Origin of the sequence: Desertivibrio insolitus, assembly GCF_017355965.1 — a bacterium.
GTDB lineage: Bacteria > Actinomycetota > Actinomycetes > Actinomycetales > Microbacteriaceae > JAFIQW01.
Genome location: NZ_JAFIQW010000002.1, coordinates 1 through 21,542 on the forward strand (window position 1 = coordinate 1; position 21,542 = coordinate 21,542).

25 protein-coding genes are annotated in these 21,542 nt (G+C 70.6%); 16 read left to right on the top strand and 9 right to left on the bottom strand.

What is annotated here, in order from left to right:
* From JUB10_RS04000 to JUB10_RS04010, 3 genes are all read right to left on the bottom strand, one after another.
* On the bottom strand, positions 1–338 hold a 338-nt coding region (locus JUB10_RS04000), incomplete at its 3' end, for an aldehyde dehydrogenase family protein (protein WP_207454417.1).
* Positions 339–447: 109 nt separating this feature from the next.
* On the bottom strand, positions 448–1,107 hold the full coding sequence (locus tag JUB10_RS04005; protein WP_207454418.1) for an NADPH-dependent F420 reductase: 660 nt from the start codon (positions 1,105–1,107) through the stop codon (positions 448–450).
* The gene (locus JUB10_RS04010; protein WP_207454419.1) at positions 1,104–2,165 is read right to left on the bottom strand and encodes an LLM class flavin-dependent oxidoreductase; all 1,062 of its coding nucleotides are present in this window, start codon (positions 2,163–2,165) and stop codon (positions 1,104–1,106) included. Before JUB10_RS04010 ends, JUB10_RS04005 begins: the two co-directional genes overlap by 4 nt.
* A 136-nt stretch (positions 2,166–2,301) precedes the next feature.
* On the opposite strand from JUB10_RS04010, the gene JUB10_RS04015 reads away from it, so the two are divergent.
* The 10 genes from JUB10_RS04015 to JUB10_RS04060 all read left to right on the top strand — a co-directional run bounded on the left by JUB10_RS04015 (position 2,302) and on the right by JUB10_RS04060 (position 12,138).
* Positions 2,302–2,994 (top strand): GntR family transcriptional regulator, encoded by a 693-nt coding sequence (locus JUB10_RS04015; protein ID WP_307859084.1) that lies wholly within the window; start codon positions 2,302–2,304, stop codon positions 2,992–2,994.
* A gap of 86 nt (positions 2,995–3,080) precedes the next feature.
* Positions 3,081–4,058, top strand: coding sequence for a sugar phosphate isomerase/epimerase family protein (locus JUB10_RS04020; protein WP_207454420.1), 978 nt, complete (start codon positions 3,081–3,083; stop codon positions 4,056–4,058).
* Positions 4,055–5,776 carry a dihydroxyacetone kinase family protein gene (locus JUB10_RS04025; RefSeq protein ID WP_207454421.1) on the top strand — a complete coding sequence of 574 codons (1,722 nt, stop codon included), beginning with the start codon at positions 4,055–4,057 and terminating at the stop codon, positions 5,774–5,776. The genes JUB10_RS04020 and JUB10_RS04025 overlap by 4 nt, the downstream gene beginning before the upstream one ends.
* A 17-nt stretch (positions 5,777–5,793) precedes the next feature.
* Positions 5,794–6,261 (top strand): ribose-5-phosphate isomerase, encoded by a 468-nt coding sequence (locus tag JUB10_RS04030; RefSeq protein ID WP_207454422.1) that lies wholly within the window; start codon positions 5,794–5,796, stop codon positions 6,259–6,261.
* Positions 6,258–7,250: a 4-hydroxythreonine-4-phosphate dehydrogenase PdxA gene (locus JUB10_RS04035; RefSeq protein WP_207454423.1), complete on the top strand. Its 993-nt coding sequence runs from the start codon at positions 6,258–6,260 to the stop codon at positions 7,248–7,250. Before JUB10_RS04030 ends, JUB10_RS04035 begins: the two co-directional genes overlap by 4 nt.
* On the top strand, positions 7,247–8,020 hold the full coding sequence (locus JUB10_RS04040; protein WP_207454424.1) for a triose-phosphate isomerase family protein: 774 nt from the start codon (positions 7,247–7,249) through the stop codon (positions 8,018–8,020). The genes JUB10_RS04035 and JUB10_RS04040 overlap by 4 nt, the downstream gene beginning before the upstream one ends.
* A 62-nt stretch (positions 8,021–8,082) precedes the next feature.
* On the top strand, positions 8,083–9,048 hold the full coding sequence (locus JUB10_RS04045; RefSeq protein WP_207454425.1) for a tripartite tricarboxylate transporter substrate binding protein: 966 nt from the start codon (positions 8,083–8,085) through the stop codon (positions 9,046–9,048).
* Positions 9,045–9,584: a tripartite tricarboxylate transporter TctB family protein gene (locus tag JUB10_RS04050; RefSeq protein ID WP_207454426.1), complete on the top strand. Its 540-nt coding sequence runs from the start codon at positions 9,045–9,047 to the stop codon at positions 9,582–9,584. The genes JUB10_RS04045 and JUB10_RS04050 overlap by 4 nt, the downstream gene beginning before the upstream one ends.
* Positions 9,585–9,587: 3 nt before the next feature.
* Positions 9,588–11,111 carry a tripartite tricarboxylate transporter permease gene (locus tag JUB10_RS04055; RefSeq protein ID WP_207454427.1) on the top strand — a complete coding sequence of 508 codons (1,524 nt, stop codon included), beginning with the start codon at positions 9,588–9,590 and terminating at the stop codon, positions 11,109–11,111.
* 88 nt (positions 11,112–11,199) lie between these two features.
* A complete protein-coding gene (locus tag JUB10_RS04060; RefSeq protein ID WP_207454428.1) occupies positions 11,200–12,138 on the top strand; it encodes an AEC family transporter in 939 nt (312 codons plus the stop codon).
* Positions 12,139–12,308: 170 nt separating this feature from the next.
* On the opposite strand, the gene pstS is transcribed toward JUB10_RS04060, so the two are convergent.
* From pstS to JUB10_RS04075, 3 genes are all read right to left on the bottom strand, one after another.
* Complete coding sequence (pstS, locus tag JUB10_RS04065) at positions 12,309–13,406, bottom strand: phosphate ABC transporter substrate-binding protein PstS (RefSeq protein WP_207454429.1); 1,098 nt, start codon at positions 13,404–13,406, stop codon at positions 12,309–12,311.
* A gap of 41 nt (positions 13,407–13,447) precedes the next feature.
* Complete coding sequence (locus JUB10_RS04070) at positions 13,448–13,945, bottom strand: MarR family winged helix-turn-helix transcriptional regulator (RefSeq protein WP_207454430.1); 498 nt, start codon at positions 13,943–13,945, stop codon at positions 13,448–13,450.
* Positions 13,946–14,044: 99 nt separating this feature from the next.
* A complete protein-coding gene (locus JUB10_RS04075) occupies positions 14,045–14,374 on the bottom strand; it encodes a hypothetical protein (protein WP_207454431.1) in 330 nt (109 codons plus the stop codon).
* Between the two features lie 172 nt (positions 14,375–14,546).
* Here JUB10_RS04075 and JUB10_RS04080 point away from each other — a divergent pair, with 172 nt between their 5' ends.
* Positions 14,547–15,716, top strand: a complete 1,170-nt coding sequence (locus JUB10_RS04080; RefSeq protein ID WP_207454432.1) for an MFS transporter — start codon at positions 14,547–14,549, stop codon at positions 15,714–15,716.
* Here the strand turns inward: JUB10_RS04080 and JUB10_RS04085 are convergent.
* Complete coding sequence (locus JUB10_RS04085) at positions 15,713–16,687, bottom strand: aldo/keto reductase (protein ID WP_207454433.1); 975 nt, start codon at positions 16,685–16,687, stop codon at positions 15,713–15,715. The two genes, JUB10_RS04080 and JUB10_RS04085, sit on opposite strands and share 4 nt — an antisense overlap.
* A gap of 91 nt (positions 16,688–16,778) precedes the next feature.
* Here JUB10_RS04085 and JUB10_RS04090 point away from each other — a divergent pair, with 91 nt between their 5' ends.
* The 4 genes from JUB10_RS04090 (at position 16,779) to JUB10_RS04105 (ending at position 20,443) form a co-directional block, all read left to right on the top strand.
* Positions 16,779–17,183: a DUF2255 family protein gene (locus JUB10_RS04090; RefSeq protein WP_207454434.1), complete on the top strand. Its 405-nt coding sequence runs from the start codon at positions 16,779–16,781 to the stop codon at positions 17,181–17,183.
* Complete coding sequence (gene fabG / locus JUB10_RS04095) at positions 17,173–17,949, top strand: 3-oxoacyl-ACP reductase FabG (RefSeq protein ID WP_242682154.1); 777 nt, start codon at positions 17,173–17,175, stop codon at positions 17,947–17,949. Before JUB10_RS04090 ends, fabG begins: the two co-directional genes overlap by 11 nt.
* Positions 17,950–18,014: 65 nt before the next feature.
* Positions 18,015–19,247, top strand: coding sequence for an acyl-CoA dehydrogenase family protein (locus JUB10_RS04100; RefSeq protein WP_207454435.1), 1,233 nt, complete (start codon positions 18,015–18,017; stop codon positions 19,245–19,247).
* 11 nt (positions 19,248–19,258) lie between these two features.
* A complete protein-coding gene (locus tag JUB10_RS04105; RefSeq protein ID WP_207454436.1) occupies positions 19,259–20,443 on the top strand; it encodes an acetyl-CoA C-acyltransferase in 1,185 nt (394 codons plus the stop codon).
* Between the two features lie 4 nt (positions 20,444–20,447).
* Here JUB10_RS04105 and JUB10_RS14830 read toward each other — a convergent pair whose 3' ends face one another.
* Positions 20,448–20,573: a hypothetical protein gene (locus JUB10_RS14830; protein WP_278250305.1), complete on the bottom strand. Its 126-nt coding sequence runs from the start codon at positions 20,571–20,573 to the stop codon at positions 20,448–20,450.
* Between the two features lie 49 nt (positions 20,574–20,622).
* Complete coding sequence (locus JUB10_RS04110; RefSeq protein ID WP_207454437.1) at positions 20,623–20,847, bottom strand: helix-turn-helix domain-containing protein; 225 nt, start codon at positions 20,845–20,847, stop codon at positions 20,623–20,625.
* Between the two features lie 446 nt (positions 20,848–21,293).
* On the opposite strand from JUB10_RS04110, the gene JUB10_RS04115 reads away from it, so the two are divergent.
* Positions 21,294–21,458, top strand: coding sequence for a hypothetical protein (locus JUB10_RS04115; RefSeq protein WP_207454438.1), 165 nt, complete (start codon positions 21,294–21,296; stop codon positions 21,456–21,458).
* Positions 21,459–21,542: the final 84 nt, after the last annotated feature.

Genomic DNA, 21,542 nt, shown 5'->3' on the forward strand with positions numbered 1-21,542 from the left:
TCGTCGACCTGGATGGGTTCGTCGGCGAGGAAGCCGGGGCCGTTGTCGGCGTAGTAGGCGTAGATGTCCGCGGCGAACTCGACCTCGCCCACGGCCTGGGCGAGGGGCTTGCCCATCTCCCGCACGATGATCTCGGCGAGCTCGTCCTTGCGCTCGACGTGCAGTTCGGCGACCCGGCGGATCAGCGCTGCCCGCTGCTCCGCGGTCGTGGTGCGACTCCACGTCGTGTACGCCTCGTGTGCGCTGCCGATCGCGGACGCGAGGTCCTGCTCCGAGATGACCTCGAACTCCTCGACCCGCTCACCCGTCGACGGATCGATGACCGCGTAATCGCTCATGCTGCCCTGCTTCCTGGAAACTCCGGTGTTCGGAGATGACGCTAGCGATCTCCGCGGTCGCGCGCACTCGCTCCTTGCTTGAACAGGGCGACCGGAAGCGCGGGGCGGCTCAGCTTCGAGTCACGCTCTCCTCTTCAGTCGACTGTTCCGCGATCAGTGCTTCGAGCTGAGGCGCCGGCAGATTCGCGCCGAAGGTCGGCATCCCCGGCTGGAGCAGGATGCCGTCGTCGAGCCCGCCGGCCCGCACCGGATCGAAGCCGAGCTCGTCGACCAGCGCGGAGACCGCTGTCACCGCAGGCTCGTCGTCGCCCGCGACCGCGATGGCCTTGCGCCCGGGCGCCCCTGCTCCGCGCGCCTCTCCGTCGAGGTCGTGGTAGCCCATGTGGTTGAACGCCTTGACGACCGTGGCCTCGGGCAGGTGCTCCTGCACCAATCGGCTCGTCGAGAGCCGGGGGTCTCCCAGGTCGTCGCGGATGCCGTCCACCTCCCACCAATAATTCATGGCGTCGATGACGAGCTTGCCGGCGAGCTGCTCCACCGGCACGGTTTCGTACTTGCCGAGCGGAAGGGCGAGGATCACGACGTCGCTGTGGGTCGCGGCATCCGCCGCCCACACGGCCTCCGCGCCCGGCACCAGCACCTCGACGGTCAGCGCGATCTTCGCCGGATCGCCGGAGCCGGCGACGAGCACCCGGTGCCCCGCCGCGACGGCGAGCCGCGCGAGCACTGTGCCGACCTTGCCCGCGCCGAGGATTCCGACCGTGCTCATCGGACCACCGCCACGGAGGTGCTCTGCTCGGCGAGCAGGTCGCGCACGAGCGGGATGACACGCGTGCCGTAGAGCTCGACCGCTCGCAGTCGCGCGCTGGCCGAGACTGTTCCGGCAGAGGAGTAGATGAGGTCGAAGCGGCCGACGTCGAGAGCCCGGATCGCGCTCGCCATCTTCCGCGCCACCGTCTCCGGGGAGCCGACGTAGAGCGAGCCCTCGGCCACCTCCGCGTCGAACTCCTCCCGGCGCAGCGGTGGCCACCCGCGCAGCGCGCCGATGCGGTCGCGGATCTCGCGGTAGCCGGGATAGAAGAGCCGCTTGGCCTCCTCGTCGGTCTCGGCGACGAAGCCGGGGGAGTGCATGCCGACAGGGTGCGCCGTCGTGCCGAGCTGTTCCGCCGCTCGTCGGTACAGATCGACGTACGGCGCGAAGCGGGCAGGGGCGCCGCCGATGATCGCGAGCATGAGCGGGAAGTCGTAGCGGGCCGTGCGGATGACGGACTGCGGCGAGCCCCCGACGCCCACCCAGGTCTTCAATCGTCCCGACTCGGTCTTCGGGTACACCTCTGCCCCGTCGAGAGCGGCCCGCGTGGTGCCGTGCCAGGTGACGGGACCCTCGTCGAGCAGCCGGTGGAAGAGGTCGATCTTCTCCTCGAAGAGGACGTCGTAGTCGGCCATGTCGAAGCCGAAGAGCGGGAACGACTCGGTGAACGAGCCACGGCCGAGGATGACTTCAGCCCGTCCGTTCGAGAGGGCGTCGACCGTCGCGAAGCGCTGGAAGACGCGCACGGGGTCGTCCGAACTCAGCACGGTGACACCGGACCCGAGCCGGATGCGAGAGGTCCGGGTGGCGATTCCGGCGAGGACGGTCTCGGGAGTGGAGATGGCGTACTCGGGTCGGTGGTGCTCGCCGAGAGCCACCGCGTCGATGCCGACCTGATCGGCCAACACGGCCTCGTCGACCGTGGCGCGGATCGCCTGCGCGTGCGACATCACGCGGCCCTCGTCGTCTCTCGGCCGATCGCCGAAGCTGTCGATGCCGAACTCGATCCCGTTCATGATGCTCCTTCGTAACCGTGCCGATCGCAACGTACCGGTTGTTGACATGTCAACCACCGTTCGCTGTGCGTCATTCCCCGCCCAGTGCCGCTGAGCATCCGGTCGCTTCCGGTGCGCAGCCATATAGGATCGCGACGTGGCAGCGGCGTCGAGGTTCGATCGGGCACCGGCGCGCCAGGTGCTCGCCGATCACGTCTACGAGACGCTCATGACGAGCCTCGTCGACGGCCGTCTCGCCGCCGGCGAGAGCCTCAACATCGACGCGCTCTCGCGGGAGCTGTCCATCTCGCAGACTCCGATCCGCGAAGCGCTGGCTCGTCTGGAGTCGACCGGACTCGTCGTGCGTGAAGCGCTGCGGGGATATCGGGTCGCGCCTCTGTTCAGCCCCGACGAGCTGGCGGAACTGATGGAGGCGCGCATCGCCCTCGAGCCGCAGCTCGCGCGGATGGCGGGAGCCGCAGGCGACGCCGACCTGGTGCGCGGACTGCGCGACTCCAACGGCGCGCTCTCCCGTTACCGGGAGCGCAAGGGCGAGTCCCTCGCGTCCTATTGGCAGGCGGACGAGCGGTTCCATCGGCTCATCGCCGAGGGTGCCGGCAATCGTTTCCTCCTCGCCTCGTACACCGCCCTCGGCGGACACGTGCAGCGTTTCCGCCTGTTCGGCGGTCTCGACGTCAGCGATGCCGACGCTGCCGTCAGCGAGCACGAGCGCATCATCGACGCGATCGCCGCCGCCGACGGTGACGCCTCGTTCACGGCCATGCACGACCACGTCTGCTCCGTGAAGCAGCGCGCTATCGCCGAGGCGAGCACGCTTCCCACCGCCTGACGAGCGGCCGTCGCGAACGCTCGCTTCCGCGCGTCCTCGTGCGCTACTATTTCCTATAGGAAACACGATCCGCACGATGGAGTGACATGGCGTACACCGCTGAAACCTGGCCGATTGCCGCTGCCCTGTTGCAGTTCCCGGGCACGCTGCGCGACGGGAGTTCCGTGCAGGACGCCCCCGTCGAGAGCTGGGTCGAGACCCTGTCGGAAGTCGGTCGCGTCGGCTTCGACAACGTCGATCTCACCGACAGCTGGCTGCGGATCGGCGACCTCACCCCCGCCCGTCACGCCGAGTTCGCCTCGGCCCTGCGGCATCTCTCCCTCACGGTGCCCGCCGTGTCGATCACGCGGCGGAGCGTCGCCGATCCCGTCGCCGGGACGGAGAACCTCGCCTATGCGCACCGCACGATCGACGCGGCGGCCGAACTCGGTGCGGGCGTGCTCTCCATCGGGTTCCACCAGCCGCTCACGGCGGCGCAGCGCGAACAGCTCTGGTTCTGGAATGCGGCGGGGGCGGCCGACGACGTCGACGACCCCACCGCGTGGGCCCGAGCCGTGGCCAGGATCAGCGAGCTCGGCCGGCACGCGGCCGACGCCGGGCTGCTCGTGTCGATCGAGCTTTACGAGGACACCTTCTTCGGCACCGCCGACAGCGCGGTGCGGTTCATCGAGGACGTCGATCTGCCGAACGTCGGGATCAATCCCGACATCGGCAATCTCCTCCGTCTGCACCGTCCCGTGGAGCGCTGGCAAGACATGCTCGCGAAGACGCTGCCCTACGCCAACTACTGGCAGGTCAAGAACTACACCCGCGACGAGGACCCGCTGACCGGCGCCATCGTCACCACCCCCGCCCCGCTCGAGCTCGGCGTCGTCGACTACCGCACGGCCATCCGGGACGCGGTCGCCCTCGGCTTCGACGGGGTCATCACTTGCGAGCACTACGGGGGCGACGGCCTCGGCATCAGCGCCCGCAACATGCGCTACCTGCGCACTCTTCTGCCCTCCGAGCCCGCGCTCGGTGCCGTCCAGTCCGCCGACGTACTGAAGGAGCACGTGGGATGACCCGCCTCTACAACGATCCGACCAGCTTCGCCGACGAGGCCCTCAAGGGCTTCGTCGCCGCCAACTCGCGCTACGTGCGCCGCGTCGACGGAGGAGTGGTGCGTTCCACCGTCATCCCCGACGGCCAGGTCGCCGTCGTCGTCGGCGGCGGCTCCGGCCACTACCCCGCCTTCGCTGGTCTCGTGGGACCAGGGCTCGCCTCCGGCAGCGCGTGCGGCAACATGTTCGCCTCGCCCTCCGCCGGGCAGGTCTACCGTGTCGCCCGCGACGTCGAGCGGGGCGCAGGGGTGCTGCTCACCTACGGCAACTACGCGGGCGACGTGCTGAACTTCACGCAGGCGCAGGAGCGCCTCCGCGCCGAGCACATCGACGTTCGCACCGTGCGCGTGACGGATGACATCGCCAGCGCGCCCCGCGAAGAGATCGAACGCCGTCGCGGTGTCGCCGGCGACCTCGTCGTGTTCAAGGTCGCGGGAGCCGCGGCCGAGGCGGGCTACGACCTCGACGGCGTGGAGCGCGTCGCGATCGCGGCCAACGCGCGCACCCGCTCGTTCGGCGTCGCGTTCAGCGGCTGCTCGTTGCCCGGGGCCAGCGAGCCCCTGTTCACCGTTCCCGAGGGCGTCATGTCGGTCGGTCTCGGCATCCACGGCGAGCCCGGCATCTCCGAGCAGCCTCTTCCCTCGGCTCGCGCTCTCGCGGAGTTGCTGGTCGATCGTCTGCTCACCGAGCGACCCGAGGGAGCGCGCGACGAAGCGGTCGTGCTGCTCAACGGGCTCGGATCGATCAAGTACGACGAGCTCTTCGTGCTGTTCGGGGACGTCGTCGACGTGCTGACCGAGCGTGGGGTGGCGGTCTTGCAGCCGGAGTGCGGCGAGCTCGTCACGAGTCTCGACATGGCGGGCGTCTCGCTCACCCTGTTCTGGCCCGACGCCGAACTGCTCGAGCTGTGGGCCGCTCCCGCCGACACCCCCGCGTTCCGCCGAGGTGCGATCAGCGCCCCGGTCGACACCGAGGGGCACGAGCGGGCACGCGGCGTTCACCAGCACGTAGCGGAGCCCGAGGGACACCGCGCCGCCGCTTCGGCTGCGCTGTCGGTCACCCAGGCGGTGCGCTCGATGCTTCTCGAGTCCGAGGAGGAGCTCGGCCGGATCGACGCGATCGCGGGCGACGGCGACCACGGCATCGGCATGGCCCGCGGAATCGTCGCCGCAACGCAGGCCGCCGAGCAGGCCGCGGCCGACGGACTCGGGATCGGCGCCCTGCTCATCGAGGCGGGCGACGCCTGGTCCGAGCATGCCGGAGGCACCTCGGGCGCACTGTGGGGAGTCGCGCTGCAGGCTGCCGGGGCGACGCTCGCCCGCTCGGCATCCGTCGACGAGACCGCGATCGCTGACGCCACCGGCGCAGCCCTCGACGCCATGCGCGCCCTCGGGGGCGCCGAAGTCGGCGACAAGACGATGATCGACGCCTTCGCGCCGCTCGTGGCCACCCTCTCGTCGGCCCTCGAGCGCGGCGCGAGTCTCGGCGAGGCCTGGCGCGAGGCCGCCTCCTCCGCGTCCGCGGCCGCCGCGGCGACCGCCGACCTCCGGCCGCGGCTCGGCCGCGCTCGGCCCCTGGCCGAGAAGAGCATCGGGCATCCGGATGCCGGGGCGATCTCTCTCGCCCGCGTCGCGCAGACCATCGCGGAGGCGGCGCCCGCCGCCTTCGCCCGCCAGTGAGTGAAAGGACGAAGCACGTGACAGAACAGTTGCGCCTCGTCGTCGGCAGTGACAGCGCCGGCTACGACTACAAGACCGCCCTCAAGGCCGAGCTCGAGAACGACCCGCGCGTCGCGTCGGTGGTGGACGTCGGAGTCGCCGAGGACGGCGCCACCGATTATCCGCACGTCGCCGTCGAGGCGGCCCGCATCGTCGCCGCCGGCGATGCCGACCGTGCTCTGCTGATCTGTGGCACCGGCCTCGGCGTGGCCATCGCCGCCAACAAGGTTCCCGGCATCCGCGCCGTCACTGCGCATGACAGCTACTCTGTCGAGCGCAGCGTGCTGAGCAACGACGCCCAGGTGCTCACGATGGGTCAGCGGGTCATCGGCCTCGAACTCGCGCGCAAGCTCGTGCGGGAATGGCTCGACCTCCGCTTCGACCCCACCTCCGCCTCGGCGCCGAAGGTCGCCGCCATCTGCGCCTACGAAGGAGCCTCCGCATGACCGCGCGTCCCGCCATCGCCCTGACCCTCGGCGACCCCGCCGGCGTCGGTCCCGAGCTCGCCGCCAAGCTGCTCGCGCGCCCGGAGACCCTGCAGAAGGCCGAGGTCTACGTGCTGGCCGACCGCAGCGAGGTCGAGGCGGCGGCCGCCGCCGCCGGGGTCGAGATCCCGATCGCCGACGAGCCGACGCCGGGCTTCGCCGTCGTCCTCGACGACGGCACCGCGCCGACCACCCCTATCCCTCCCAAGCAGGTGAGCGTCGAGGCGGGACAGCGGGTCAAGCACCAGCTGCTGCGCGGCCTCGCGCTGGCCCGCGAGGGCAAGATCGGCGCGATCGTCTTCGCCCCGCTCAACAAGACGAGTCTCCACCTCGCGGGCATGCACGAGGAGGACGAACTGCGCTGGTTCGCGAAGGAGCTCGGTCACACCGGCGTCACGAGCGAGCTCAACATCCTTCCCGGACTCACCACCGCGCGCGTCACGAGCCACGTCGCCCTCTCGGAGGTCGCGGCCCGCATCAAGGCTCCCGCCGTGACGGATGCCATCCGGCTTCTGCACGAGACGCTCCGTGACTCCGGGCTGGGGTCGCCGAGGCTGGCGGTCGCCGCGCTGAACCCCCACGCCGGCGAGAACGGGAACTTCGGCCGCGAGGAGATCGACGAGATCGCTCCCGGCATCGAGGCCGCCGTCGCCGAGGGCATCGACGCCAAGGGCCCCTTCCCCTCCGACACGGTGTTCCTTGCCGCCAAGCGCGGCGACTTCGACGGGGTCGTCACGATGTACCACGACCAGGGTCAGGTCGCCATGAAGCTCATCGGCTTCGACCGCGGCGTCACCATCCAGGGCGGCCTCCCGGTCGTCATCGCGACGCCGGCGCACGGCACCGCGTTCGACATCGTGGGCAAGGGCATCGCCGACCCCGGCGCGACGGAGCACGCGTTCGACCTGGCGGTCGCCATCGCGTCCCGCCGCATGCCGGTCCGCGGATGACGGCCGCCCCCGCCCTCCACCTCGGCGTCAGCACGAAGGCGTACTTCGGCTGGCACCGGTCGCTCGAGTGGCTCGACGACATCGCGCGAGTGCTCGAGGAACACGATGCGCACGGCGTCGAGGTCTTCGTCATCCCCAGCGATCCCGTGCTCCCCGCAGCGGTCGAACGGCTCGCGCCGCTCGGCGCGCTCATCGGGGCGCAGGACATCGCATGGGGGGAGGGGGCGCTCACGGGTGAGACCTCGCCGAGGCTGCTCGCGGAACTCGGTGTGCGCATGGCGGAGATCGGTCATGCGGAGCGCCGCGCACTGTTCGCGGAGACGGACGAGGTCGTCGCACGGAAAGCGGCCGCCGCACTCGATGCCGGCCTCCAGCCGCTGCTGTGCGTGGGGGAGACCGAGCGGGTGCCCGCGGCACAGGCCGTGCGCCTGGTCGTGGAGCAGACGCTCGACGCACTGCGGAACAGGGAAGCGGAACTGTCGCGGGTCGCTCTCGCCTACGAGCCCGTGTGGGCGATCGGCGCGGAGCGCCCGGCGGACCCCGCCTACGTGAACGACGTCGTCGCCGGCATCCGGGTCGCCCTCGCCGACGAGCACGGTGCGCCCGCATTCGTCATCTACGGAGGGACCGCCGGACCGGGCCTGCTCGCCGAGCTGCCCGACGTCGACGGCCTCTTCCTCGGGCGTCGTGCCCACGACCCCCGAGCGTTCGCCGAGGTACTGGACGAAGCAACGGCTTCCCTTCGACCTCGCACCGGCGCTTCGCGCTGAATCAAATATCCGATAGGATTTCCACGACGGGTCACAGAGGCCCCGCGATCACAGGAGAGACAATGAAGTCCAGAACAGTCGGAGCAGCAGCTCTCGGCACGGCTGCCATCCTCACCCTCGGCGCCTGCGCCGGAGGCGGAGCGAGCGCCTCGTCCTCGGGCGAGCCGTCAGGCGACGTCCGCATGATCGTCCCCTTCAGTGCGGGCGGCGGCAGTGACCAGTCCGGTCGCGCCATCGCAGCGGGACTCGAGGAGGGCACGAGCCTCAACATCAGCGTCGAGAACCGCGAGGGCGGTTCCGGCGCCGTCGGCTACTCGTTCTTCCTCGGGCAGGAGGGCAACCCCAACTACCTGCTCGCCTCGGAGACCGCGCTTCTCGCCCTGCCCCTGACCCAGGACGTTGAGTTCTCCTACGAGAGCTTCACGCCGATCATGAAGCTCGGTGACGACTACACCCTCCTCGTCGTGCCCGCCGATTCGGAGTGGGAGACCTGCACAGACGTCGTCGACGCGGCGTCCAGCGACCGGGTCGTCGCCGCCGTCTCCGGCGCGACGAGCCTCGACGAGATCGTGTTCACGCTCGTCGAGGACGCGGAAGGCGTCGAGTTCGACCGCGTCCCCTTCGAATCCGGCTCCGAGGTGCTCGCGGGGCTGCTCGGCGGCCAGGTCGACGTCGCGTCGCTCAACCCCTCCGAGGTGCTCGGCCAGCTCGAGTCCGGCGACCTCAAGGCGCTCTGCGCCTTCTCGGAGGAGCGCTACGAGTACGAGGCGCTCGCCGACATCCCCACCGCCAAGGAGCAGGGTGTCGACGTCTCGTTCGCGCAGTTCCGCGGCTTCATCGCTCCCGGTGGCATCAGCGACGAGGCGCGCGAGTACTGGATCGAGGCCGCTCAGGCGTTTGCCGAGACCGACGCCTACGACAGCTACATCGAAGAGAACGTGATGCAGGCCAACGCGGTCTACGGCGACGAGTTCGTCGAGTACCTCGAGGGCAACAGCGCCGACCTGGAGAAGGTGTTCGCGGAATGATCACAGCCCGGAGAGCCGGCCTCGGCGCCAGCATCGTTCTCGCGGTCATCGGGATCGCGGCCGTCCTCGGCGGCACCGGTTACGGCATGTTCGTGGACGGTGGCGAGGTCGGCCCCGGGTTCCTTCCGGTGTTCGCCGGATCCCTCGTCGCACTGTTCGCGGTGCTCGACGTCATGGGGCGCCTCAAGCGCGTGCCCGAGCACGACCCGCTGAAGGAGGTCGCGGGAGCCGACGAGGAGCTCGCGGCCGACCTGGCCGCCGAGTCCGACGTGGACATCTTCGGCCGCACGCAGAGTCAGCGCACGCGGATGCTCGCCATCGTGCTCGGCGTCCTCGTCGCGACCCTCGCCCTCGTGCAGGTGCTGGGATTCATCCCCGCTTTCGGACTGATGCTCTTCGTCATCGCCGTCTTCGTGGAGCGCCGCAAGTGGCTGCCGTCGCTCCTCGTCACGGTCGTCACGTGCGTCGTCGTCTACCTGATCTTCGTCACGTTCCTTCGGGTGCCGCTGCCCGAGGGTGTCTTCGGAGGGTTCTGACCCATGATCGAGAACCTCATTCTCGGGTTCCAGACGGCGTTCACGCCCGAGAACATCTTCTGGTGCTTCATCGGCGTCTTCGCCGGAACCGTCATCGGCCTGCTGCCGGGCCTCGGCTCGACCACCGGCGTAGCGATCCTCATCCCGCTCACGCTGACCCTCGAGCCCGTCACGGCGCTGATCATGCTCGCCGGCATCTACTACGGCGCGCAGTACGGCGGCACGATCACCTCGGTGCTGATCTCGACACCGGGAGAGGCCGCGAGTGTCGTGACGACACTCGACGGCTACAAGATGGCCCGCAACGGCAGGGCCGGCGCGGCACTGTCCATCAGCGCGATCGGATCGTTCATCGCGGCGATCATCTCGCTCGCCCTGCTGATGGCACTCGCGCCGCCGCTGGCGAACCTCGCCCTGCAGTTCGGGCCCGTCGAGAACCTCGCCATCATGATCCTCGGACTCGTGATCGTCGTCAGCTTCGCCGGCGGGGCGTTCTCCCGCGGCCTCATGATGGCGGCGCTCGGCCTGCTCATCTCGACGGTCGGCGTCGCGACCGGATTCTCGAGCGCCCGGTTCACCTTCGGCAACGTCGACCTGCTGAGCGGCATCCCGTTCGTCGAGGTGATGATCGGTCTCTTCGCCGTCGGTGAGGTGCTGCACCAGATCCGCGTCGGCGCCGCCGCACCGATCCGCACCAAGTTCCGCGACCTCATGATCACGCGGTCGGAGCTCAAGCGCAGCGTCGGTCCGATCCTCCGCGGCAGCGGCGTCGGCTTCATCCTGGGCATCCTCCCCGGGGCCGGCTCGACGCTCGCGTCGTTCATGTCGTACGGGATCGAGAAGCGGGTCTCGAAGAATCGCGACCAGTTCGGCAAGGGAGCGATCGAGGGCGTCGCCGCCCCCGAGAGCGCGAACAACGCCGCGGCGAACGCCAACTTCGTGCCGACGCTCGCGCTGGGCATCCCGGGCGGTGGCACGACGGCTGTGCTGCTCGGCGCCTTCACGATCTACGGCCTGCAGCCCGGACCGCTGCTGTTCGAGACGCAGCCCACCCTGATCTGGGGACTGCTCGTGTCGTTCTTCATCGGCAACGTGCTGCTGCTCGTGCTGAACCTGCCGCTCGCCCCCGTGTTCGGCCAGATGCTGCGCATCCCGTACGGCTACCTGTACCCGATCATCCTCCTGACGAGCTTCGTCGGCGCCTACGCGGTGAGCAACAACTTCTTCAGCGTCCTCATCGTCTTCGTGTTCGGCATCATCGGCTGGATCATGAAGGAGGTCGACCTGCCCATGGCCCCGCTCGTGCTCGGGCTGGTGCTGGGTCCGCTGTTCGAGAAGTCCCTCGTGCAGACGTCGGCGATCGGTCAGGGCAGCTTCCTCGTGCTGTTCGAGCACCCGATCAGCGTCGTGATCCTCGTGTTCGCGGCCCTGCTCGCGGCGGGGCCCTCGCTCACCCGCCGCCTCGTCGCCCGCCGGCACGCCAAGCAGGCCGACCGGGAGAACGACAAGACCCCCGTCGCTCACTGACGGGTCACGCGCGGCGCCGGGGGCGGCAAGGGCCCCGGCGCCGCTGCCGTGACCGAACCCCTGTCGTGCGACGGGGAGAATGGCCACGATGAGCGGAGTACTCACCGGCTTCGCGGTCATCGGCACGATCATCGCGATCGGTTACGTCGTCGGGCGTCTCGGGATCCTCGGCGACGGCGCGAGGACCGTGCTGAGCCGCATCGTGTTCTTCGTGCTGTCGCCGTGCCTGCTCTTCACTGTGCTGGCCGAGGCCGACGTGCATGTGCTGTTCTCGGAGGTGCTGCTCGCCTCGGCGATCGCCGCAGTGGTGCCGATGCTGCTGCACGTCGCGGTGTCCGCGCTGGTCTGGCGCAGGTCGGTCGGCGCCGTGACGATCGGCGCGCTGTGCGCCGGCTACGTGAACGCGAACAACATCGGCATCCCGATCGCGGTGTACGTGCTCGGCAGCGCGGCGCTCTCGGCGCCGGTGCTGCTGCTGCAGCTGCTGGTGTTCACCCCGATCGCGCTGACGCTGCTCGACGCGTCCACGCGGGGACGCGTCTCGGTGCGGCGGGTGCTGCTGCAGCCGGTGACCAACCCGATCATCGTCGCGTCGCTGCTCGGGGTGACCGTCGCGCTGGTCGGCCTCGCCTTCCCCGGGTTCGCGCTGCCGGATCCGGTGCTCGAACCCTTCCGCATCGTCGGCGGCGGCGCGGTGCCGCTCATGCTGATCGGGTTCGGGATGTCACTGAGCGGCTCCCGCCTGCTCGCGCCCGGCACCGGCCGCCGCGACATCCTGCTCGCGGTGCTGCTCAAGGTCGCGGTGATGCCCGTCGTGGCGTTCCTCGCCGGACGGTTCCTGCTCGACCTCGGCGACGCCGCGCTGTTCGGCGTGGTCGTGCTCGCGGCGCTGCCGACGGCACAGAACGTGTTCAACTACGCGCAACGGTACGAGCGCGGGGAGATCGTGGCGCGCGACAGCGTGCTGCTCTCGACGGTGCTGAGCGTGCCGGCACTCGTGGCGGTGGCGGCGCTGCTCGCGCCGTAGGGGCACGCGCCGCGCGGAGGGACTAGGAACCTGTACTCGGGTCCTGACGTTCGGGTGCGCCTGACGAAGGAGATATCGGCCGTTCCGGTCCGGATTCGACCGGAACTGGCTGTTTCTCCTCCCTTAGGGCACGCATCCCCGGATGCCTGGGCCGGCGGCGGCCACGCGGATCAGCGGATCGACGCCGCCGCCTCCGCGATCCGCGCCGCGAACTCCGCCGACAGCGGCGCAGACCCAGCGACCTCCGCCGCGGCCTGCTGGCCCTCGTCGCTGATCGTCGAGGCGATGTACTGCCGCACGAGCTCCGACAGGGCCGGGTCCTCGTACTCCTCGCACGCGATGATGTAGCTCACGAGCACGAGCGGGTACACGCCCTCCGCGGTGCTCGTGCGGTCCACCTCGACCACGAGGTCGAACGGGTTCGGACGCTCGGCGAGCGGTGACACGTCGAGGATCGCGGATGCCGCCTCGGCTGAGTAGTCGACGAAGGAGTCGCCGACCGCGAGTGACGCCACCGGGATGTCGCCGGCGCGGGAGGCGTCGACGTAGCCGATCGTACCGTTGCCCGAGATCACCGCGTTCACGATGCCGGAGTTGCCCTGCGCGGCCTCGCCCGGGTACGGGAACTCGTCGGCGGGCTCGTCGGTCCAGACATCCGGCACGTTCTGGTGGAGGTAGTCGGCGAAGTTCTTGGTCGTGCCCGAGGGGTCGGAGCGGTGCACCGCGGCGATCGGGAGTTCGGGCAGGGCGACGCCGGGATTGAGGGCGACGAGCGCGGGGTCGTTCCAGGCGGTGATCCGTCCGGAGAAGATGCCGGCGATGCTCGCGGCGTCGAGGCCCAGTTCGGGCACCCCCTCGAGATTGAAGATCAGCACGAGCGGGGAGACGTAGACCGGCAGGTCGATCGCCTTCGAGCCGGGCGCGCACGACGCGAAGTCGCGCTCGAGGTCGTCGTCGCTCAGCGCGGCATCGGACGCCGCGAAGTCGGTGGCGCCGTCGATGAACTGCTCGCGGCCCGCGCCGGAGCCGACCGCGTCGTAGTCGATGCGCACGCCGGGGTTTTGCGTCTGGAAGTCGGCGATCCACACCTCCTGCGCGATGGCCTGAGCCGAGGACCCGGCGCCGACAATCGCGCCCTGCAGTCCCTCACCGCTCGTGGCGGGTTCCTCGTTCACCGCACAGCCGCCGAGCGTGGCGGCGATCAGCACCGCGGCGACGAGACCGAGGCGTCTCGGTGCGGACGGGGGGACCGACGTCGATGTGACCACACCCCAGTTTATGAGCGCTTCTCAGAGCCGCGGCGCTGCTCTCAGGTGATCGGCTGCCGCCGGGACGGCTGCTGGCTCGCCTCTGCGGGGCGATAGGACGCCTCGAGCGCCTCCGACAGGCGCAGCAGGTAGCCCACGACGACCGCCCGCTCCTCCTCGCTCAGCCCGTCGGCGGCGCCGGCGATGACGTCGGGCACCGGATCGACGGTGTCGTTCTCCCGACCCTCGGTCGGGTGGATGTGGATCGAGCGCCGGTCGCGCGGGTGCGGCCGACGCTCCACGAGCCCGTCGCGGGCGAGCCGGTCGAGCAGGATCGTGGTGGAGGCGGTCGAGATGCGCAGCTGCGCCGCGAGCTCCTTGGGCGTCAGCGGCAGCGATTCCGCCTCGGCGGCGCGGATGAGATCGAGGGCCCGGGTGTCGGTGTGCCCTCGTCCCGTCACCTCGCGGCGGCGATCGCTGAGGTCGGCGTCGGCCTGCCGAAGGCGGTGGACGGCCGCGACGAGGTCGACGACCTGACTCTCCTGCCCGGCATCCGTCATCGTTCGAGTGCTCCTAGTGGCTTCCAGCGGCCCCGACGAGGGGGCGAACAGAGACTATAGAAGGAACTGAGGATTCGTTGCATCCGAATCGATCCGATGTCATGACGCCTGATCCTCGTCGTCGTCGACCTGCGGGTATCCCATCGTCTGAGGGTCGGCCGAGTAGAACGCGAGCCGGTCGTTCATGTAGGCGGTCGATGCGTCGTTGTCGGGTTCCGGCAGCTTCGAGCGCGAGCTCTCGACCATCAGCACCGTCCCGCTGTTGAGCAGGAACGAGGCCTCGACGGTCTCGCCGTCGGCGCCGATCGCCGAGAGTTCGACGACGTCGCTCGAGCCGAGCTTGCCCATGAGGGCCGCGTACTGCAGCAGGGCGGCCGCCGCCTCGTCGCCGATCAGCAGTGACTTGTCGGCGATCGTGACGTGTCTCATGTTTCCTGCTTACCCTCGTCGGCCGCAATTCATCCGAGATCGGCCGGGGGGGTTGATTCCGGCGTCCCGGTCCGCAGCGAGCACTCCTCATGAATGGCAAGCTGGTTCGGGCTCGTTCACCGTTGTGGGCCGGAGACAGGTGGAAGGGCCGGGTGATCGCGTGCAGAAGCGGATGCTGCCTCCTCTGGCGATGTTCCTGTGGGGCTTCCAGTTCTCGTTCCTGAATCCCGCACTGGCGTTCCTGCTCGTCGAGCTGTTCGGCGCGACGGCGGCGCAGGTCGGTGGCATCCTCGCCGTCTACAACATCAGCGGGCTCGTCGGGTCGCTCGTGGTCGCGCGCGTCGCCGACCGGCGCAGCGACTACCTGCGCTGGGTCGTCGTCAGCGGGATCTCGGCGCTCGCGCTCGCGGTCGTGCTGTTCTCGACCGCGTCGCTGACGGTCGTCGTGCTCGCGCTCGCCCTGCTCGGCGGTCCCGCGGCGGGCGGGGTTCCGCTGCTGTTCGCCCAGCTGCGCAAGGCGGGCGGGAGACCTGCGGATGTCGTGCGTGCGCGTGCCCTGTTCTCGCTGGCGTGGGTCGGCGGGCCGCCGCTCGCCACGTTCCTGATCGCCGCGTTCGGTGCGCGGGCGGAGCTCGGCGCCATCCTCGTGATCGCCTCGCTCAACGTGCTCACGGCGCTGATGATGCTGCGGTCGGAGCGCCGCCCCGCCGCCACGAGCGGCGATCGGGTGGGCGAGGACCTCGAGGAGGAGTTCGAAGCGCTCGGTCGCGCGAAGATCGCGGTCATCGTGCTGGCCTTCGTCGTGCTGCAGGCGAGCAACAGCGCGGCGGTCACGTCGATGGCGCTGTTCACGACGCGGTCGCTCGGCCTCGGCGTGGAGTGGGCCGGCATCACCCTCGGCGTCTCCGCCGGGCTCGAGATCCCCGCGCTGCTGCTGGTGGCGCGGCTCACCGAGCGGTTCCCGGCGTGGGCGCTCGTCGTGCAGGGCTGCGTGGTCGGTGCCGTCTACTTCACGTGCATGGGCTTCTCCGTCACGGGGCCGATCCTGCTCGTCGCCCTGCAGGTGCTGAACGCGTGGTTCTTCGCCTCGCTCGAGGGCGTGGGGCTGTCGCTGTTCCAGCAGATCATCCCGAAGCCCGGGCTCGCCTCGAGCCTCTTCACCAACACAGTCCGCCTCGGCGGCGTGCTGGCGGGGCCGATCATCAGCATCGCGGGGGCGAGCGTGCTCGGCTACCGCGGGGTCTTCGCCGCCTCCGGCGTTCTGACCGTGATCGGGGTTGCACTCGTCATCGCGGTGACGCTGTGGACGAGACGCACGAGGGCCCTCGCCGCCGTCTCCTAGTCGCGGATCCAGCTCTCCTCGGGCGGCGTCAACCGCTCGAGCTCGTCCCACAGGTCGTCGGGCACCTCGATGCTCGCGTAGCGCTCGAGTTCCTGCAGGCGCCTCGGGTTCGACACCCCGACGATCGTCGAGTCGACGAGCGCGTCGCGCGTGGAGAACTGCAGGGCGGCCGCGGCGAGCGGCACGTCGCGGGCGAGGCACGCCCGCTCCATCCGCCGGGCCGCGTCGAGCTGCTCCGGCGAGCCCATGCCGTAGGCGTAGCGGTCGAGCACCGACGGGCCCTTCGCGAGGATGCCGCCGCCGAACGGCGCCGCGTTGAGCACCCCCATGCCGCGCTCGCGCGCCTCCTCGAGCAGCGGCCGAGCCGAGCGGTCGAGCAGCGTGTAGCGGTTGTGGGTGAGGAGCACGTCGAAGAGGCCCGACCGCACGTAGCCGAGCATCTCGCTGACGGTGCCGCCCGCGATGCCGATGCTCGCCGCGACGCCCTGCTCCTTGAGCTCGACGACGGCGCGCGCCGGGCCGTCCTCCGTCAGTGCCGTCTCGACGTCGAGGAAGTGCTCCGGGTCGTGCAGGTGCACGAGCGGGAAACGGTCGACGCCGAGGCGGTCGATGCTCTCCGCGATGGAGTCGCGCACCCGCGCGGCGCTGAAGTCGCCCCGCGAGGGGTCGCCGTCGACCTTCGTCGCGAGCACGAAGCCCTCGGGCAAACCCCCGCGCCGGGCGATGGCCTCGCCGATCCGGCGCTCGCTCTCGCCCTCGCTGTAATTGTTCGAGGTGTCGAGGAAGTTGAAGGGCCCCTCGAGAACCGCGAGCACGGTGTCGACGGCGTCGCTCGCCGCGGTGTCGTGGCCGTACAGGTCGCGCATCCGTCCGCCGCCGAGCGGGCTGCCGCCGATGCCGATGCCCGTCACCTCCGGACCGTCCGTGCCGAGGCGTCGTCGCTCGTGAACGTCGCGGATGCTCGCGGTCATGCCCTCTCCTTCGAAGTACTCGTGCTGCAACGCTAGCCCCGGCGGCCGGAGCCGACAGACTGGACGGGAACGGACCTCGGAGGGGAGCGACATGGCGGAGCAGTGGACCGGCGACGAACTGGCGGCGATCGGGGCGGCGGAGGAACTGGAGATCACCTCGCGCGGGCCGGGCGGCGAGCTGCGCAAGCTCATCCCGATCTGGGTCGTGCGGGTGGGCGACGGGCTCTACGTGCGCTCCGCCTACGGTCCCGAGAGCGGCTGGTACCGCCGCGCCGTCGAGAGCGGCAGCGGATACGTGCGGGCGGGCGGGGTCGAGGGCGACGTGCGCTTCGAGCACGTGGATGCGGCGGATGCCGTGCACGCCGACCTCGACGCCGAGTACCACCGCAAGTACGACCGCTTCGGCGAGAAGATCGTCGGCACCGTCGTCGGACCCGAGGTGCGCGGGGTGACGCTGCGTCTCGAGCGGGCGGGGGACCAGACGGATGCCGGGTAGCAGCCGGATGCCGGGGGAGCAGCGCGTCGCCCTCGTCTCGGGCGCCGCCCGCGGCATCGGCGCCGCCATCGCGACCCGGCTCGCCGCCGACGGTCGCGCCGTCGCGGTGCTCGACCTGACGGAGGAGTCGACGCGCGACACCGTCGCGCGCATCGCCGAGGCGGGCGGCCGCGCGATCGGCGTGGGGGCCGACGTGACGGATGCCGCGCAGGTGGCGGCCGCGGTCGAGCGGGTCGCCGCCGAACTCGGCCCGCCCACCGTGCTCGTCAACAACGCCGGCATCCTGCGCGACAACCTGCTGTTCAGGATGAGCGAGGACGACTGGGACGCCGTCATGGCGGTTCACCTGCGCGGCGCCTTCCTGCTGACCCGGGCGGTGCAGACGCATCAGGTGGCGGCGAAGTGGGGGCGGATCGTCAGCCTGTCGTCGACCAGCGCGCTCGGCAACCGGGGCCAGGCCAACTACTCCGCCGCGAAGGCCGGGCTGCAGGGCTTCACGAAGACGCTCGCGATCGAGCTCGGGCCCTTCGGGATCACCGCGAACGCGATCGCGCCCGGATTCATCGCGACGGAGATGACCCGCGCGGTCGCCGAGCGGGTCGGCGTGCCGTTCGAGGACTACCTCGTCGAGGTGGCGAAGGAGATCCCCGTTCGGCGCACCGGGGTGCCCGAGGACATCGCCGCGGCGGCCTCCTTCCTCACCTCCGACGAGGCCTCGTTCGTGTCGGGCCAGGTGCTCTACGTCGCCGGCGGGCCCAAGGCGTGACGACCCAGCGCGGCGGCATCCGCTGAGGTAGCGTCTCGATCACCGAGCGGCGTCGAGGAGGACGGATGACTGGGACGACGACCGAGCGACCTCGCGGAAGCGTCGGGGTCGCCGAACCGGACTACCGGCTCACCGAGCCGCTCGACCCCGACCTGGCGGGCGTCTTCCGCGACCTGCCGGCGGATGCCCGGGAGTACCGCGACCGCGCGCGGCGCTTCGTGCAGGACGAGGTGCTGCCCGTCATCGACGCGTACTGGGACCGCGCGGAGTATCCACTGCACCTCGTGCGACGGCTCGGCGAACTCGACCTGCTGCGCGACGGGATCGACGTGCCCGGCTTCGCCCGGCAGAGCCTGCTCGCCGCGTGCCTCGTGCAGGCCGAGCTCACCCGCGGCGACGGGTCGGTCGGGGTGATGCTCGCCGTGCAGGGCGGGCTGACGATGCGCACGATCTCGATGCTGGGCTCGCCCGAGCAGCGGGAGCGGTGGCTCGGCCCGCTCGCCCGCGGCGAGGAGCTCGGCGCCTTCGCGCTGACCGAGCCCACCCACGGCTCGGACTCCGTCGCGCTCGAGACCACCGCGACGAGTGTCGACGGCGGCTTCGTGCTGAACGGCGAGAAGAAGTGGATCGGCAACGGCGGCGTCGGCGGCGTGACTGTCGTCTGGGCCCGCGGCGACGACGGCGCCGTGCACGCGTTCCTCGTGCCGCAGTCGACTCCGGGGTACCGCGCCGAGACCATCACCGGCAAGGTCGCCTTGCGCGCGATCTGGCAGACCCACGTGCGGCTCGACGACGTCTTCGTGCCCGCCGACGCCCGGCTGCCCGGCGCGAACACCTTCAAGGACACCTCGCGCATCCTCGTCGAGACCCGGCTCGGCGTCGCCTGGTCGGCGCTCGGCCACGCCACCGCCTGCTACGAGGCCGCCGTGCACTATGCCGGCCAGCGGCAGCAGTTCGGGCGGCCGCTCGCCGCCGCGCAAATCGTGCAGGAGCGGCTCGCCCGGATGGCGAGCGAGCTCACCCAGCTGCAGACCCTGCTGATGGCACTTACCACCCTCGCCGAGGACGGCGCGCTGCGCGGGCCGCAGGCCTCTCTCGCGAAGTACAGCGCCACCCGCACCGCCCGCTCGATCGCCGCGGATGCGCGCGACCTGCTCGGCGGCAACGGCATCCTCCTCCGCAACCGCGTCGCCCGGCACTTCGCCGACATCGAGGCGACCCACACCTACGAGGGCACCGAGACCGTGCAGGCCCTCATCCTCGGCCGCGAGATCACCGGCCGTTCCGCCTTCGCCTGAGCAGGAGACCCATGAGCGACGACACCACCCCCGTGCTCCTCGGCGGCGCCCGCACTCCGTTCGCCAAGTTCAACGGCGCCTTCGCCGCCCTGTCGGCCGCGGAGCTCGGCGCCCACGCGATCCGCGCCGCCCTCGAGCGCACCGGCGTGCCCGCGGATGCCGTCGACACCGTCATCCTCGGTCAGGTGATCCAGGCCGGGGCAGGCCAGGGGCCTGCGCGGCAGGCGAGCATCGGCGCCGGACTCGGCTGGGACGTGCCGACGATCACGATCAACAAGCTCTGCCTGTCGGGGCTCACCGCGGTGATCGACGCGGCCCGGCTGGTCCGCACCGGCGAGGCATCCGTCGTCGTCGCCGGCGGTCAGGAGTCGATGACCAACACCCCGCACCTGCTGCTCAAGTCGCGCGAACCGTTCGGACTCGGCAGCCGCAGCCTCGAGGACTCCCTCTACTACGACGGTCTGCTCGACCCGTTCGACCACCTGCTCATGGGGCGGGCGACCGACGAGGGCAACGAGCGGCTCGCAATCCCGCGCGAGCGGCAGGACGAGTACGCGGCGCTGTCGCAGCAGCGGGCGGACGCCGCGCGGGCGAGCGGCGAGCTCGCGGTCGAGATCGCCCCGGTCGAGCTGCCGCAGCGACGCGGCGAGCCGATCGTGGTGACCGACGACGACGGCATCCGCCCCGATACGACGACGGAGGTACTCGCCCGGCTGCGGCCCGCGTTCCGCGAGAGCGGCAGCGTCACGGCCGGCAACGCGTCGCAGATCACCGACGGGGCCGCCGCGGTCGTCGTCGCGAGCAAGGGCTGGGCGAGGGCGCACGGCGTCGCGTGGCTCGCCGAGATCGGCTCCGCCGGCCAGGTCGCCGGCCCGGACCGGTCACTGCACTCGCAGCCGGCGAACGCGATCAAGCGTGCCCTCGACCGGCAGGGACTCAGCGTCGCGGATCTCACGGCGATCGAGATCAACGAGGCGTTCGCGTCGGTCGTGCTGCAGTCGGCCGACGACCTCGGGATCGAGCCCGAGCGCATCAACCGTGCGGGAGGCGCGATCGCCCTGGGGCATCCGGTCGGTGCATCCGGTGCCCGGCTCGCCCTTCACCTCGCGCACGTGGTGCACCGCGACGGGGGTGTGGGGGCGGCGGGCCTCTGCGGCGGCGGCGGGCAGGGCGAGGCCCTGATTCTGACGCCGTAGGCGGCTAGAGCGGTCCGACCGTCGCCCAGACCATGAGCGTCACGGCGCTCGCCGATGCCGCGAGCGCCGAGAGACCGATCACGACCACCGAGGCGTTGAGCCGCCGGCGCGACCGTTCGCTTGTGCCCATCCGTGCGGTGGAGAGGCTCATCGCGGCGAGCGGTTCGGCGCCCGATGGCTCAGGCGTAGTAGTGCTGGAGTTCCGAACAGAGCTCATGCGGCCACACCTCCAGCGCGTCGGCGAGTGCCATGAGCTCGGCGGTGCGGAGGTCGCTCAGGCGACCCGATTCGAGAGCGCTGATCGTCCTCACCGACACGACGCCGCCGGTGGCGGCGGCGAGCTGCGGGATGCTCAGTCCGAGGCACTCGCGCCCGAGGGTGACGTTGTGTCCGAGGGGACTCACGTCACGGCGCTGCGGACGGCGTAGCGAGAAGGTCGGGGTTCCGAAGGAGAACGGAGACATGATGGCCACGGCGCGGCCTGATTCCTGTCGGGGTCTACCGCGTAGGCGCCTCGACTGCTCTATCCCCGGACACCCTGGTGCCGCTCGCGGCCAGCCCTGTGCTGGTTCGTCGTCGAGACCACCGCTGGTGCGGCGTCCGGTGGCCCCACGCTAACACCACGGCCGGTCGACCGTCGCAGAGGTGTCCATTTGTCGCCGCCGGTAGCCGGGAGCGCAGGCCGAGGGCTACCGATGACGGGCAGGGCCCCGAATGAAGGGCGACAACCTGGCGACGTTTCGCCAGGCCGGTCCGCCGCTCCCCTTTTTGAGCAGCCGGACAACAAAACCTCGCTTGACTAAATGCTAGATAGACGAGACACTTCAGAGACGAGGGAAAGGACGGGGCCATGACCAAGCGAGCAAGCACCGCACAGACCGGTACGGTCCGTTTCACCGAGATCGAGGAGCTCTCCCGGGAGCGCACCCTCCTGGTGATGGCGTCCTCGGCGCTCGTCGCCACCGTGAGCGCCGTTGCCATGATGGTCTTCGCGACGACGGGAGTCGGACTGTGAACGACGCCGAGACGTTCGATCCGGATGCCACTCAGCCCATCGACATCCGCGCCTTGATGGCGAGCTACGCGGACTAGACGGCCG

What these genes read in the sequence shown, in the direction of transcription:
- JUB10_RS04005 (WP_207454418.1), bottom strand. Translation starts at nt 1,107, where the DNA reads ATGAGCACGGTCGGAATCCTCGGCGCGGGCAAGGTCGGCACAGTGCTC.
- JUB10_RS04010 (WP_207454419.1), bottom strand. Translation starts at nt 2,165, where the DNA reads ATGAACGGGATCGAGTTCGGCATCGACAGCTTCGGCGATCGGCCGAGA.
- JUB10_RS04020 (WP_207454420.1), top strand. Translation starts at nt 3,081, where the DNA reads ATGGCGTACACCGCTGAAACCTGGCCGATTGCCGCTGCCCTGTTGCAG.
- JUB10_RS04025 (WP_207454421.1), top strand. Translation starts at nt 4,055, where the DNA reads ATGACCCGCCTCTACAACGATCCGACCAGCTTCGCCGACGAGGCCCTC.
- JUB10_RS04035 (WP_207454423.1), top strand. Translation starts at nt 6,258, where the DNA reads ATGACCGCGCGTCCCGCCATCGCCCTGACCCTCGGCGACCCCGCCGGC.
- JUB10_RS04040 (WP_207454424.1), top strand. Translation starts at nt 7,247, where the DNA reads ATGACGGCCGCCCCCGCCCTCCACCTCGGCGTCAGCACGAAGGCGTAC.
- JUB10_RS04045 (WP_207454425.1), top strand. Translation starts at nt 8,083, where the DNA reads ATGAAGTCCAGAACAGTCGGAGCAGCAGCTCTCGGCACGGCTGCCATC.
- JUB10_RS04050 (WP_207454426.1), top strand. Translation starts at nt 9,045, where the DNA reads ATGATCACAGCCCGGAGAGCCGGCCTCGGCGCCAGCATCGTTCTCGCG.
- JUB10_RS04055 (WP_207454427.1), top strand. Translation starts at nt 9,588, where the DNA reads ATGATCGAGAACCTCATTCTCGGGTTCCAGACGGCGTTCACGCCCGAG.
- JUB10_RS04060 (WP_207454428.1), top strand. Translation starts at nt 11,200, where the DNA reads ATGAGCGGAGTACTCACCGGCTTCGCGGTCATCGGCACGATCATCGCG.
- JUB10_RS04070 (WP_207454430.1), bottom strand. Translation starts at nt 13,945, where the DNA reads ATGACGGATGCCGGGCAGGAGAGTCAGGTCGTCGACCTCGTCGCGGCC.
- JUB10_RS04075 (WP_207454431.1), bottom strand. Translation starts at nt 14,374, where the DNA reads ATGAGACACGTCACGATCGCCGACAAGTCACTGCTGATCGGCGACGAG.
- JUB10_RS04080 (WP_207454432.1), top strand. Translation starts at nt 14,547, where the DNA reads ATGCTGCCTCCTCTGGCGATGTTCCTGTGGGGCTTCCAGTTCTCGTTC.
- JUB10_RS04085 (WP_207454433.1), bottom strand. Translation starts at nt 16,687, where the DNA reads ATGACCGCGAGCATCCGCGACGTTCACGAGCGACGACGCCTCGGCACG.
- JUB10_RS04090 (WP_207454434.1), top strand. Translation starts at nt 16,779, where the DNA reads ATGGCGGAGCAGTGGACCGGCGACGAACTGGCGGCGATCGGGGCGGCG.
- fabG (WP_242682154.1), top strand. Translation starts at nt 17,173, where the DNA reads ATGCCGGGTAGCAGCCGGATGCCGGGGGAGCAGCGCGTCGCCCTCGTC.
- JUB10_RS04100 (WP_207454435.1), top strand. Translation starts at nt 18,015, where the DNA reads ATGACTGGGACGACGACCGAGCGACCTCGCGGAAGCGTCGGGGTCGCC.
- JUB10_RS04105 (WP_207454436.1), top strand. Translation starts at nt 19,259, where the DNA reads ATGAGCGACGACACCACCCCCGTGCTCCTCGGCGGCGCCCGCACTCCG.
- JUB10_RS14830 (WP_278250305.1), bottom strand. Translation starts at nt 20,573, where the DNA reads ATGGGCACAAGCGAACGGTCGCGCCGGCGGCTCAACGCCTCGGTGGTC.
- JUB10_RS04115 (WP_207454438.1), top strand. Translation starts at nt 21,294, where the DNA reads ATGACCAAGCGAGCAAGCACCGCACAGACCGGTACGGTCCGTTTCACC.